Here is a 13,439-nt window from a genome sequence, read left to right on the forward strand (position 1 = left end):
GCCGGGGTCGGCGCGAGCGGTTCTCCGGGCCGTCAGTCCGCGTACGGAACGGGCCAGCTCGGCTCGGGCACCGGCCACCCCGCGTCGCGGAGGGCGCGGCGAGCGAGCTCCCGCGCCGAGTACGGTGTGCGCTGCCCGCGGATGTCGCGGTAGTCCTGGTGACCGGGACCGGCCCAGAGGATCGCGTCGCCCTCACCCACCAGCTTCACAGCCTCGACGATCGCACGCTCGGGCGGCGAGTACTCGTGGATCTCGGCGTCAGGCCGAGCCAGGCGCGCGCCCTCGATGAGGGTCGCCCGGATCGAGTCGGGGTCCTCGTAGCGCGGGTGGTGGTCGGTGATGACGAGGATGTCGCTGCCAAGCACGGCGGTGCGTCCCATGTCATGGCGCTTCGTGGCATCCCGGTCGCCGTCGGCGCCGAAGAGCATGAGCACCCTGCCCGGGGTCACCCGGCGCACGGCCGCGAGGGTCTTCTCGAACGCATCGGGGGAGTGCCCGAAGTCGACGTACACCGCAGGGCCGCGGTCACCCGAGACGAGCTGGGTGCGGCCGGGGAGATGCGCCCGGATGCCGCCGTCTCGCTCGAGCGCGGCGGTGATGGTCTCCCAGGCGTAGCCGCCCTCGAGCATCATGACGATGGCGAGCGCCGCGTTGGCCGCCATGTGCCGGCCGATGACCGGAACCGTCGTCTGCAGCGATCGACCGTCGGGACCGGTGAGGCGGAACTCGGTGCCGGACTGGCGCTCGTCGACGATCTCGACGATCCAGTCGGCGCCTGCTGCGACCTGCGGGTCGGCGGCGATGTCGGGCGTGCCGACGGTCGTGCACGGCACCTCGCACCGGGCGACGACCTCGGCGCCCGGCGCCGAGTCGAGGGAGACGACCGCGCGGCGCGACCGGTCGGCGCGGAACAGCGGCAGCTTCGCCTCGAAGTACTCCCGCATGTCGGCGTAGTCGTCGAGGTGGTCATGGGTGAGGTTCGTGAACGCCGCGACGTCGAACACGATGCCGTCCACGCGGTGACGCGACAGCGCCTGCGCCGACACCTCGACGGCGACGGCCTCGACGCCGCGCTCGCGCATGAGCGCGAGGAGGGCGTGGAACTCGGATGCCTCGGGGGTCGTCAGCCGCGACACGATCACCTGGCCGGCGATGTGACGTTCCGCCGTCGACGACAGGCCCGTGACGGCGCCGACCTGCTCGAGCATGCCTTCCAGCAGGTGCGACACGCTCGTCTTGCCGTTGGTACCGGTCGTGGCGAACAGCAGGGGCAGGTCGTCGTCGGGACCGGTGCCGTATACCCAGGCCGACAGGTCGCCGAGCATCGCACGCGGGTCGTCAACGACGACGATCGGCAGCCCGGCGTCGGCGGCGATGTCGGCCCCGGCCGCGTCGGTGACGATCGCGACGGCGCCCTTCTCGGCAGCCGCGCGGGCGAACTCCGCACCGTGGCGGGCCGCGCCGCGGATGGCCACGAACGCCTCGCCGGGTCGGAGGTCGGCGGTGGCGAGGGTGATGCCCGACAGGCTCACTCCGGCGACGTCGCCGCGGACGTCGACGCCGAAGCGGCGGGCGAGTTCGTCGAGCGCGCGCACCGGCGGGTGCTCCGGGCGCAGGACGGGCGGGAGATTGGTGGGGGCATCGGTGGGCATGGCATTTCCCATCCTCTCATCCAGCGTGGTCGAGACCCCACCGTGCGCGCAGATCTGCGGTCGCGGGATGCTGCCCCGCGACCGCAGATCACTGCCGAGCTCAGGCGGATGGAGGCGGGGCTCCGCCGGACCGGGGCCCCGAGCGTGTCGACGGCGGGGGCGTCGAGCCGGCCGCCGGAGACGCGGTCGTGCCGCCCGCAGCCTCATCCTCGTCGTGCGTGCCGTGCAGGGCCTTCTCCGCCGGGCTCCGACGATCCCAGCTCGGCTTGCGCAGCGCGTAGAAGACCAAGGGAGGTCCGCCGAGCACGACGATGACCAGGCCCACGATCCACGGATACGCCGCGACCGGGAACGCGGTGAACCCGTCGGGCGGGACGAAGGCCAGCACGAACGCCAAGAGGCACGCGACGAAGCCGACCCCGGCGACGAGGTTCATCGCCGGCACCCGGTAGGCGCGCTTGACGTTCGGCTCCTTGCGTCGCAGCACGATCGCCGCCGCGAACATCAGCATGTACATGATCAGGTACAGCGCCGCCGCCATGTCGATGAGCGCGACGAACGCCGCACTCACGTTCGGCACGATCACGAAGATCGCCGCCAGGAGCGTCACGATGGTGCCCTGCAGCATGAGGATGCCGGACTGCACGCCCGCCTTGTTCCGCTTCTGCAGGGCGGGCGGCAGCAGCCCGGTCTCTGCCGCGGCGAGCAGGCCCTTCGACGGACCGGCGATCCAGGTGATCACCGAGGCCAGTGCGCCGGCGGCGATGAGCGCCGACACGACCGCCGTCGCCCACCCCAGATCCCACTTGTCGAAGTAGGCCTGGAACGCGAGCATGATGCCGTTCGTGAGCCCGAGGTCTTTTTCCGGCACGGCGATCGAGATCGCAAGCGTCGGCAGGATGAACACGAGCAGGATGAGGATCGACGCCAGCAGCACCGACCGCGGATACCCGCGCCCCGGGTCCTTCATCTGGTTCACGTGTACCGCGTTGACCTCCATGCCCGCGTAGGCGAGCACGTTCGACACGATCAGCACGATCGAGGCGATCCCGGTGAACGGCGGGATGACGGCCGAGGGCTCCAGCGAGGTCTCGCTCCTCTCCCCGGTGCCGAGCCAGATGAACCCGAACACGATGAGCAGCACCGCCGGCAGCAGGGTGCCGAGGATGCCGCCCCACGATCCGAGCTTGGCGAACAGGTTGCCGCCGCGCAGGGTGATCAGCGTGGATCCCCAGTAGAGCGTCAGGATGATGATCGCGGTGTACAGCCCGGAGTTCGACAGCGAGGGATCGAGGAACACGAACGCGAGGGCCGCCGCGATGAAGGCGATCTGCGTCGGGTACCACACCACGTTCTGGATCCACTGCAGCCAGACCGCCGTGAACCCCCATCTGTTGCCGAACGCCTCACGCACCCAGACGTAGACGCCGCCCTTCCATCCCGTCGCCAGCTCCGCGGCGACCAGCGCCGTGGGGATGAGGAAGAAGATGGCCGGGATGATGTAGAGCGTGACGCTGCCGAGCCCGTAGACCGCCATCGCGGGGAGCGAGCGCAGGCTCGCGACCACCACGAGCGTCAGCATCGCGAGCTGGCCGACTCCGAGGAAGGCGGTGACGGCCTTGTGCGAGGTGAGCGGATGGTTGGATGCCGCCTTCGCGGCATCCGTCGCTTGGTTCGTTGCGTTGGTCGACATGGCTGCCGCCTAGTGGTGGAACGCGGGGTGCTGGCCCTCGACGGGCATGGCCGACTCGAGGGCGTCGAGGTACGCGGTCTCGGTCTCGATGTCGCCGAGCAGCTCGGCGGCGAGATCCATGCTCAGGCCGTTGCGCACCACGATGCGCTGCACGGTGAGATCGGCCAGATCATCCGGCATGGGATACGCCGGAACGAGCCAGCCCTTCATGCGCAGACGGTCCTGCAGATGGTAGAGGTTCCAGTTCTTGGTGTGCCCCTCCTTGAGGTACCAGGCGAACACCGGGATGTCGCTGCCGTCGTTCCACAGTTCGAACGCGTCGATCTTCGCGATGCCGGCCGACAGGTACTTCGCGACGTCCTGCGAGGCCTGCTGCACGGCGCGGTATCCCTCGAATCCGAGCCGGAGGAACATGTAGTACTGCAGCAGCACCTGCGCGCCGGGGCGTGAGAAGTTCAGCGCGAACGTCGGCATCTCCCCGCCCAGGTAGCTCACCTTGAACACGAGGTCCTCGGGCAGCCACTGCGTGTCGCGCCAGACGACCCAGCCGAGGCCCGGGTAGACCAGGCCGTACTTGTGGCCCGACGTGCTGATGGAGTGCACCCGCTCGAGACGGAAGTCCCACACCAGATCGGGCTGCAGGAACGGGGCGATCATGGCGCCGGAGGCGCCGTCGACGTGGATGGGGATGTCCAGGCCGGTCTTGGCCTGGATCTCGTCGAGGGCCTTGGCGATCTCGGCCACCGGCTCATACATGCCGGTGTAGGTGACGCCCATGATCGCGACGACGCCGATCGTGTTCTCATCGACGTACTTCTCCAGGTCGTACCCGTCGAGCGTCTTGTGCTCGAGGCTGATGGGAACGAAGCGAGGCTCGACGTCGAAGTAGTTGCAGAACTTCTCCCAGCACACCTGCACCGCGGACGACATCACGAGATTCGGCTTGGCGGTGTCCTTGCCCGCGGCACGACGCGACTGCTGCCAGCGCCGCTTGAAGGCGAGTCCGCCGAGCATGCAGGCCTCGGACGAGCCGATGGTGGAGGTGCCGATGCTCCGCGAGGCGTCCGGCGCGTTCCACAGATTCGCCAGCATGTGCCAGCAGTTGTCCTCGATGGCGGCGGTCTGGGGGTACTCGTCCTTGTCGATCATGTTCTTGTCGAAGGACGCCTCGTACACCTGCTTGGCGTCGTCGTCCATCCACGTGCCCACGAAGGTCGCGAGATTCAGCCGGGAGTTGCCGTCCAGCATCGTCTCGTCGTCGACGATCTGCTTGGCGGTGTCGGGCAGCGACTCCTGCTGCGGGATGACGTGCCGGGCGGCGACGGATGCCTCGCCGGGTCGTGCAAATCGGGGGGTGAGTTCCTCGTCCCCGGTGTTCGCTGTGCTCATCAGCCGCTCCCATCCTCGATGTCCGGCGCCCGCGGTGTGCGGGCCGCGAATGCGAAACACGAGCTGCGGTGCAGTTCGGTCCGCATCTGGGGGGGAAGTTACGCCGCGGGCCGCGGTCGGACAAGAGGCCTCGTGGCGGGCGGCTGTCGCTGTCGTATCGAGGACGTGCAGGGGCGCCGTCGGGCGTGCGGCGACGCCCCTGCCGGATCAGCTGCGGCGGGTGCGGCGCAGGGCGACGAGGCCCGCTGCCAGGCCCGCGGCGCCGAGGGTGAGGCCGCCCGCTCCCAGCGCGATGGGCAGCGCCGAGTCGTCGCCGGCATCGGCTGCCGCCTCGTCGGTCGCCGCGTCCTCGCCGTGACCGCCGTGGGCCTCGTCCGTCGCGTCGCCCACGGTGACCACCGGCGCGGGGGCGTCGAGGTCGTGCGGGTCCTGACCCTCTTCGGCGATGTCCGCCCAGGCGGTCGATCCATCGACGCACTCCTGCAGCACGGGGAAGGCCACCTGCTCGCCGGCGAGGTCGTCGGCGAACGTCACCTGCATCGAGACGGTCGTCAGCAGCCCCGACTCGATGGGTGCGTCGGCGGTGAAGACGACGTGCGTCGGCACGCCGGTGTCGGCGCCGACCCGCTCGATCGTCCAGCCCGCCTGCGCGTGCGGCGCGATGCCGGCGACGCCCTCGGGGATGTCGATCGTGAAGCCGGTGGTCGGCGACGCGTCGCAGCCGTGGCTGGACGAGAAGGTCAGCACGGTCGATCCGCCGGCCGTGGCATCGGCGGGGTCGACGTGGACGTGCGCGCTCGCCGCCAGGGGGGCGGCCAGGGCCAGCGCGGTGCCGGCGAGCACGCCGGCGGTCAGGCGCGCGCGACGGCGTGCCGGGGTGATGGTGGTCATGAGAGCTCTCTCGATTCGGGGGACGGCGGGCGCCGTCGGCGAAGGTGGCGCGTAGCGCCGGGGGTGTCAGCGGGCGGAGACCGGCGGACCCCGTCGGGAGAGAGGGGAGGGGGTGGGGCGGCGAGGGCGCAGGCGGGCGCAGTGCGCGGTCGGCGCGGTCGGCGCGGCCGGCAGCGGCCGCAGAGCGGGCAGGCGCCGAGACGTCAGACGCAGGATGCCGCGGCCCAGCCGCCGCAGCAGGCGCTCGCCGTGGCGCAGGGCCGCGATCGTCACCACAGCGGCGACGAGGTGGCCGAGCGGCATGGGGTCGACGGGTGTGACCGTCCCGACGGCGGAAGCGACGATGTCGCCGGTGTGATGGTGCGCGTGCCCGCCGCCCGGGAGCGCGCGGGCGTCGCCGGCGAGCGCGAACGCGCCGTGGAACAGGGCCTGCGCGGCGGCGACGACCAGCGCGGTACGCCAGAGCGATGAACGGCCGCCGGAGAGCAGCACGGCGGGAGGCGTGGCGAGGCAGGCGACGGCCAGGACGAGCAAGGGGTCGGGAGCGCCGCCGCCGGAGAGGGTGTGGGCCGTGGCGGCGACGAGTGTCGCGACGCCGGCAGCGGTCGCGCCGCGCAGCGTGCGCGCTTGTCGTGTCGTCATGCCCGCCTCCCCGGATCAGCGTACGGTGCAGGCGCGCCACGGCGAATTCAAAGGCGGTGGCGGTAGCCTGACCCGCTGTGACCGTCATCGCCTTCGTCATCGGAGTGCTCGTCCTCGTCGTGGGACTGGCCGTCTCGATCGCGCTCCACGAGCTGGGCCACCTGGTGCCCGCGAAGAAGTTCGGCGTGCACGTCGGCCAGTACATGATCGGCTTCGGTCCCACGCTGTGGTCGCGCCGGCGCGGCGAGACGGAGTACGGGTTCAAGGCGATCCCGCTCGGCGGCTACATCTCGATGTCGGGCATGTACCCGCCGTCCCCTGCCGCGGCGGAGCGCGGTGGCCGTGCCGGTGGCGGGCTCTTCGCCACCATGGTGCAGGACGCCCGCGCCGCCAACGCCGAGACGATGACCGACGTCGCCGAGGACCGGCTGTTCTACCGGCTTCCCGTCTACAAGCGCATCATCATCATGCTCGGCGGTCCGCTGATGAACCTGCTGCTGGCCCTCGTGCTGTTCACGATCATGCTCAGCGGCATCGGCGTGCAGACCGCCACCACCACGATCGCCGGCGTCAGCGAGTGCCTCGTGTCGGGTGCGTCCGCGCAGTCCGAGTGCACCGCGGACGACCCGGCCGCGCCCGCGGCTGCCGCCGGCATCCTCCCCGGCGACGTGCTCGTGTCCGTCGACGGCGTGCCGGTGGAGACCTTCGCCGAGGCGTCGCAGATCATCCAGGACTCGCCCGGCGAGACCCTCCCCGTCGTGATCGAACGGGACGGCGAGACCCGCACGCTTCAGGTGACCCCGGCGCTCACCGAGCGGGAGATCGTCGACGCCGACGGACAGGTGACCACCGCCGAGGTCGGCATGGTGGGCATGACCGCGCGCTCGGAGTACGTGCCGCAGCCGATCTGGGCCGGCGCCGAGATGACGGTCGACAGTGTGCAGCGCGTCGCCGGGGTCATCGTGCAGCTGCCGGTGCGGGTCTACGACACCGCGGTGGCGCTGTTCACCGGCGGTGAGCGCGACCCCGACGGACCCTTGTCGGTCGTCGGCGCAGGGCGCATCGCCGGTGAGGTCGCCGCGATCGACGCGCCGGTGCTCAACCGGGTGTCGGGGCTGCTGGGGCTGCTGGCGTCGCTGAACCTCGCCCTGTTCGTGTTCAACCTCGTCCCGCTGCTGCCCCTGGACGGCGGGCACGTCGCGGTGGCCCTGTGGGACGGACTGAAGCGCCTGGTCGCGAAGATCTTCCGCCGGCCGCCGCCCCGCCCGGTCGACACCGCACGTCTGGTGCCGGCGACGTTCGCGGTGGTCGTGCTGATGATCGGGATGGGCGGCATCCTGATCCTCGCCGACGTGTTCAACCCGATCTCCGTCTTCGGCTGACCCCGTCTCGGGGACCGACGACGCTCGTCAGGCCAGAGCGGCGGAGACGAGGCGATCGAGCGTGCGCATGCCGTCGCGCGAGAGGATCGACTCCAGGTGGCCCTGGACCGACGCGAATCCGGGACCGCGCAGCGCGTAGACGTCGCCGGATGCCGCATCGGCTGCCACCTCGGCCGTCCCGATCGCCGTCGCAGGCGCGAGACGCGCGGTGAACGTGTTGTAGAAGCCGATCGACGCCGGCTCGCCGAAGACGTCGACCGTCTTCTGCAGACCCTGGTGCGGTGCGTCCAGCGGCACCAGATCAAGGCCCAGCTCGTGGGCGAGGATCTGGTGACTGAGGCACACGGCCAGCAGCGCCCGGCCGCTGCGCAGCCGGTCGCGCACCACCTCGCGCATGCGGCGCAGGCGCGGGCTGTCGGGGTCGCGGGGGTCGCCGGGGCCGGGGCCGGCCACGACGAGGTCGGCGGCATCCAGCGTCGCGGGAGATGCTTCGGCCCACGGCACGATCGCCACGTCGAGTCCCAGGTGGCGCAGCTGGTGGGCGAGCATCGTGGTGAAGCGGTCCTCGGCGTCGACGACCACGGCCGTCCGGCCGGCGAACGGGCCGGGTTCGGCGTCGTCGCCCTGCGGGTTCAGCCAGAATTCCGCCAGCCGGGCGTTGCGCGAGGCCAGCAGCTCGGCGATGTGCGGGTCGTCCGCGAGCGATCGCGGTGCGGGTGCCGGCGCGTCGGTGTCCGGCGCGCCCGCCGTCACGGCGGCGGCTGCGGCCTCGGCCGCGGTGTCGCGGGGGATCGCGCCGATCGCGCCGAGCACGCCGGCGGCCTTGCCGTGGGTCTCGCCCACTTCGCCGTCGGGGTCGGAGTGGCGCACGAGCGTCGCGCCCACCGGCACGCGCAGCCGTCCGTCTTCGAGATATGCGGTGCGGATGAGGATGGGGGCGTCGAGGTCGTGCGTGACGTCGTCGCCCTCCTCCGTCGTGGAGGCCGCCTCGTCGCGCGGGGTGAACAGCGCGGCGACGCCCGAGTAGTACCCGCGCGGCGCGGTCTCGTGCCGGGCGATGACGGTGCACGCGTTCTGCATGGGGGAGCCGGTGACGGTGGGGGCGAACATCGTCTCGCGCAGGATGTCGCGGGGATCGAGTCGGCTGCGGCCCCGCAGCACGTACTCGGTGTGGGTCAGACGCGACATCTCCTTGAGGTGCGGACCGGTGATGCGTCCGCCGTCCGCGCAGACGGCGCTCATCATCTTCAGCTCCTCATCGACGACCATGAAGAGCTCCTCGGTCTCCTTGGTCGAGGCGAGGAACGCGCTGAGGGTCTCGGCCGTCGCGCCGCCGGCGGGGTGGCGGAAGGTGCCGGAGATGGGGTTCATGGTCACCACGCCGCCCTGAGCGCTCACGTGTGCCTCGGGGCTCGCACCGACGGCGACATGGTCGGGGGTGACGACGGCGAACGTCCAGTACGCGCCGCGCTCGTGCTCGAGCAGCGCCCGGAACCACGTGAGTGCGGCCGTGCGGGGGTCGGCATCCACCCCGGCGGTGAAGTCCCTGCGGATGACGAAGTTCGCGCCTTCGCCGCGACCGATCTCCTCGGCGATGACGCGGCGCACGATGTCGGCGTAGGCGTCGTCGGCGATGTCGAACCCCGCGTCGGCGAGCGCGATCGGCTCGGCGGGCAGCTCGGCCAGCGCTTGTGCCCGCGGCACGGAGGTGTGGCGGTCCACGATGAGGCACCGCAGCGGAGCCCCGTCGTCGTGACAGGCGAAGCCGCGTTCGCGCACCTGACGGAACGGCACCATGGCGAGCACCTCTCGGGGCGTGCCCGTGGCATCCGTCAGGGGGATGTCGGCGAGCAGCTCGACGTCGACGACCTCGCCGGAGAGGATCTCCACCGTGTCGGCGTCGCGGGCGATGAGGGCGAACGCGGGCAGCGCGGCCAGCGTGGCGGTGAGGGACGCGGTCATGGTCGGTCTTTCGTCATGGGAGCGGCCACCCCAAATGAAAAGACCGCCCCGCGGGCGGTCTGTCGTCACACGAACCCGCCGCCTATGCGGTGAGCCACCAGGTGAGGTTCGCGGACATGGGGCCGAAACTACCACACCGCTGTCCGCGGGCGGCGTTCGGCCCCTCTCCAGGTCGCCCGGCGTAGGGTGGGATCGTGCCAGCAGTCAACCTCGGAATGCCGCGAGTGCCGGAGCTTCTCGCTCCGCGTCGCAAGAGCCGTCAGATCCGCGTCGGGAAGGTCCTCGTCGGTGGGGACGCACCCGTGAGCGTGCAGTCGATGACGACCACCAAGACCACGGACATCAACGCCACCCTTCAGCAGATCGCCGAGCTGACGGCGTCCGGATGCGAGATCGTCCGTGTGGCGGTGCCGAGCCAGGACGACGCCGATGTGCTGCACATCATCGCGAAGAAGAGCCAGATCCCGGTCATCGCTGACATCCACTTCCAGCCCAAATACGTCTTTCAGGCGATCGACGCCGGGTGCGCCGCGGTGCGGGTGAACCCCGGCAACATCCGGCAGTTCGACGACAAGGTCGGCGAGATCGCCAAGGCGGCGAAGGATGCCGGCGTCTCGCTGCGCATCGGCGTCAACGCCGGCTCGCTCGACCGTCGTCTTCTCGAGAAGTACGGCAAGGCCACCCCGGAGGCTCTCATGGAGAGCGCCGTGTGGGAGGCGAGCCTGTTCGAGGAGCACGACTTCCACGACTTCAAGATCTCCGTCAAGCACAACGACCCCGTGATCATGGTGAAGGCCTACCGGCTGCTGGCCGAGCGGGGCGACTGGCCGCTGCACCTCGGTGTGACCGAGGCGGGGCCGGCGTTCCAGGGCACGATCAAGAGCGCGACCGCCTTCGGCATCCTGCTGTCCGAGGGGATCGGCGACACCATCCGTGTCTCGCTGTCGGCGCCGCCCGCCGAAGAGGTCAAGGTCGGCCACCAGATCCTGCAGTCGCTGAACCTGCGCGAGCGCAAGCTCGAGATCGTCTCGTGCCCCTCGTGCGGGCGCGCACAGGTCGACGTCTACACGCTCGCCGACAACGTCACCGAGGGGCTCAAGGACATGACCGTGCCGCTGCGCGTGGCCGTCATGGGCTGCGTCGTGAACGGTCCGGGCGAGGCCCGCGAGGCCGACCTCGGCGTGGCATCCGGCAACGGCAAGGGTCAGATCTTCGTCAAGGGCGAGGTCATCAAGACCGTGCCTGAAGCGGACATCGTGCAGACGCTCATCGAGGAGGCGAACCGCCTCGCCGCCGAGATGGGGCCGGCCGCACCGATCGGCACCGCGCAGGTCATCACGGCCTGATTCCGCCTCCCCGCCACAGGCGATCTCCCCGGAACAGGACGTTTCCCGGCGGATCGTCCTGTTCCCGGGAGTCCTCCTGTTCTGGGGAGACGGCCATTCCCCGGTCCGGCCGTGATCGAATCGTTCCAATCGGCCGCCCGCGGTTCCGGCAATATGCAGACATGCGCATCCTTCGCGTCCTCGCCCCGCTCGTGATCGGGGTCGCCGCGCTGTCGGCCTGTACGACGCCTCCGCAGACGCCGCAGACGTCGCCGTCGCCATCGGATGCCGGCCTCTCACCGGCGCCGACGCCGGAAGCAGTCGGGCCCGTTGCGGCGTTCGACGGCGACTGTGCGAACGTGCTGACACAGCAACAGGTCGAGTCGATCCTCGGCGTCGGCGCCACGGATCAGGCGAGCTGGTCCGAGGCCAACGCGGGCGCATCGGCGCGGCGCGGGATCGACCTGAATGCCGAGTCCACCGCCGGCGGCCTCGAGTGCACCTGGATGGGCGGGGAAGGGGCGGGCCTGCCCGAGGGCATGGACGGGATCTCGGTATACGCGCTTCCCGAAGCGGCGGTCACAGGCGTTGACTTCAGTGATCCGCGCTGCGAGCCGAGTTATGACTCCACCCTGTGCCGCATGTCGCGTGTCGCAAACGGTGTCTGGCTCATGGCCCGGGCCGGATGGCAACTGTCTGCCCCTCCTGTGGAACAGCTCGACGCGGCGCTGACCGCGGCTGCGGCCAACCTGGCATCCTTCCCGGCCCCCGTGTCCGCCACGCGCGGATCCACCTGGTGGGAGCTGCCCTCGTGCGATGACATCGCGTCGCACATCGGTCTGTCCGATCTCGCTGGTGCAAACCTCTACGGCGGCTTCGAGGGAGGGCCGTCACCGCAGCCGGAGGACGAATTGCTGGACGACGCGGGTGTCGCACGCCGTTGCGCCTGGTTCACCGATTCCGGCTCAGCGGACCCTGCAGGCAGATCCGCCAGCTTCGCCCTGGAGATCATGCCTGGTGGGGCGGGGTGGTGGGATGACGTGGCCGCGCATCCGGATGCCACTGCGGTGACCATTCCCGGTGCCGAGGGGGCGATCGTCACGGGCGAGGAGGGGACTCACATCGCTGTCGCCACCGACGGCGTGAATGTGCTGCGCGCCGTGCACGGTCATCCCCCCGACAATGACTTCGCCCTGGTGGTCGAACTCGGCGAGCGTGCCCTCGCCGCGCTCGCGACCGCACCCTGACGCGCCCCAGCGAGGTGCCGGTGCCGCTGCCCGACCTGGCCGCGCGGGTGTTCGCGGCGCTGAACTGACCGCCTCAGCGCATCACCGGTGCAGGAAAACTCCCCGGTACAGGACGTTTCGGCTGAAATTCTCCTGTACCGGGGAGTTCTCCTGTTTCCGGGAGGCGGGCTCAGCCCCGGCGATCGCCGGCACGGTCGCGCGCGAACCAGGCGGGCGCAACGTAGAGCAGGCGCAGCACCGGCACCCGCTCGCAGCCCGCGGCGACGAGCAGACTCAGCGCGATGGCGATCGCCGACATCAGCACCGGCATCACGGGCTGCAGCATCGTGAGCACCCCGGTGTCGGCGGACGGCACCAGCACGCTGGTGAACGTCGACAGCAGCAGGATGTGGGTGACGTACACCTGCAGCGTGCGCCGGCCGAGGTGCTCCAGCGGCCGCGAGAGCGGCCGGGTGAACGGGGTGCGGGCGAGATTGCGGGACAAGCACAGGCCGAAGGCGACGGCGACGAGACCCACCGGCACCGCCGTGGCGGCATCCACGAACCATCCCGTCGCACCGCGCAGCGCGATGGCCGCCGCGAACACGACCAGCAGTGCGACCGCCGCCGGCCACCGGCGGCGGTGCACGAAGCGGATGATCGGCTCCCGCAGGTACAGGCCGAGCATGAAGAACACGAAGTACTTCATGATGCCGTCGTACGTGACGTTGCCGAAGGTGAACCCGCCGTGCGCGACCGACGACGCCACCGTCGCGATGGCCAGCACGATCCAGCGGTTCACCCGCCCGTGCAGCGCCTTCGCCGCGACGAGGAACAGCGCGAGCGCGAACAGGAACCACAGCCCGTTCGAGGGGCGCACGATCGACAGGACGAAGTCGAGCCAGCTGGACTGGTTCAGATCGATCGGTTCGGGGATCACCTGGTAATACGCGAACCGCAGCACCGTCCACACCACGAAGACCCACACCAGCACCGCCAGGCGCGTACGCCACAGTGCCGGCCAGGAGCGTTGCACCGCCCCGACGGCGAGCATGCCCGCCACGAGGAAGAACAGCGGCATGCGCAGCAGGGCGAACACGAGGTTGAGCGGTTCCCACCACGGCGAGGCGAGCCCGGTGGGCACCGTGAACATGCCGGCGTGGAAGAGCACGACGAGGATGATCGCGATGCCGCGGGCACCGTCGAGCCAGGTCACCCGTTGGGTGGCGCGCGCGGTGGTGACGGGGTGGGAGGTCTGCATGGGAGTCCTTGCGATG

The 13,439-nt window shown here is 70.6% G+C and carries 10 protein-coding genes; 3 read left to right on the forward strand and 7 right to left on the reverse strand.

Annotated elements, in window-relative coordinates:
- Positions 1-32: 32 nt before the first annotated feature.
- The 5 genes from QNO14_RS04020 to QNO14_RS04040 form a co-directional block, all read right to left on the reverse strand.
- Entirely contained in the window at positions 33-1,652 is a 1,620-nt protein-coding gene (locus tag QNO14_RS04020) for a Mur ligase family protein (protein ID WP_257506804.1), read from the reverse strand.
- Between the two features lie 100 nt (positions 1,653-1,752).
- On the reverse strand, positions 1,753-3,345 hold the full coding sequence (gene gadC / locus QNO14_RS04025) for a glutamate/gamma-aminobutyrate antiporter GadC (protein WP_257506805.1): 1,593 nt from the start codon (positions 3,343-3,345) through the stop codon (positions 1,753-1,755).
- Between the two features lie 9 nt (positions 3,346-3,354).
- The gene (gene gad, locus QNO14_RS04030) at positions 3,355-4,734 is read right to left on the reverse strand and encodes a glutamate decarboxylase (protein WP_257495021.1); all 1,380 of its coding nucleotides are present in this window, start codon (positions 4,732-4,734) and stop codon (positions 3,355-3,357) included.
- Positions 4,735-4,941: 207 nt separating this feature from the next.
- Positions 4,942-5,625 carry a YcnI family protein gene (locus QNO14_RS04035; RefSeq protein ID WP_257506806.1) on the reverse strand — a complete coding sequence of 228 codons (684 nt, stop codon included), beginning with the start codon at positions 5,623-5,625 and terminating at the stop codon, positions 4,942-4,944.
- Positions 5,626-5,691: 66 nt separating this feature from the next.
- Positions 5,692-6,267: a hypothetical protein gene (locus tag QNO14_RS04040; RefSeq protein ID WP_257506807.1), complete on the reverse strand. Its 576-nt coding sequence runs from the start codon at positions 6,265-6,267 to the stop codon at positions 5,692-5,694.
- A 77-nt stretch (positions 6,268-6,344) separates the two neighbouring features.
- Here QNO14_RS04040 and QNO14_RS04045 point away from each other — a divergent pair, with 77 nt between their 5' ends.
- Positions 6,345-7,649, forward strand: a complete 1,305-nt coding sequence (locus tag QNO14_RS04045) for a M50 family metallopeptidase (protein ID WP_257506808.1) — start codon at positions 6,345-6,347, stop codon at positions 7,647-7,649.
- Positions 7,650-7,676: 27 nt separating this feature from the next.
- On the opposite strand, the gene QNO14_RS04050 is transcribed toward QNO14_RS04045, so the two are convergent.
- Positions 7,677-9,611, reverse strand: a complete 1,935-nt coding sequence (locus QNO14_RS04050; RefSeq protein ID WP_257506809.1) for an anthranilate synthase family protein — start codon at positions 9,609-9,611, stop codon at positions 7,677-7,679.
- Positions 9,612-9,805: 194 nt separating this feature from the next.
- On the opposite strand from QNO14_RS04050, the gene ispG reads away from it, so the two are divergent.
- Together ispG and QNO14_RS04060 are read left to right on the forward strand one after the other, a co-directional pair.
- Positions 9,806-10,957 carry a flavodoxin-dependent (E)-4-hydroxy-3-methylbut-2-enyl-diphosphate synthase gene (ispG, locus tag QNO14_RS04055; RefSeq protein ID WP_257495016.1) on the forward strand — a complete coding sequence of 384 codons (1,152 nt, stop codon included), beginning with the start codon at positions 9,806-9,808 and terminating at the stop codon, positions 10,955-10,957.
- Between the two features lie 161 nt (positions 10,958-11,118).
- A complete protein-coding gene (locus QNO14_RS04060) occupies positions 11,119-12,183 on the forward strand; it encodes a hypothetical protein (protein WP_257506810.1) in 1,065 nt (354 codons plus the stop codon).
- 169 nt (positions 12,184-12,352) lie between these two features.
- On the opposite strand, the gene QNO14_RS04065 is transcribed toward QNO14_RS04060, so the two are convergent.
- Positions 12,353-13,423, reverse strand: coding sequence for an acyltransferase family protein (locus QNO14_RS04065; RefSeq protein ID WP_257506811.1), 1,071 nt, complete (start codon positions 13,421-13,423; stop codon positions 12,353-12,355).
- Positions 13,424-13,439: the final 16 nt, after the last annotated feature.

The organism is Microbacterium sp. zg-Y625, assembly GCF_030246925.1.
Taxonomy (GTDB): domain Bacteria; phylum Actinomycetota; class Actinomycetes; order Actinomycetales; family Microbacteriaceae; genus Microbacterium; species Microbacterium jiangjiandongii.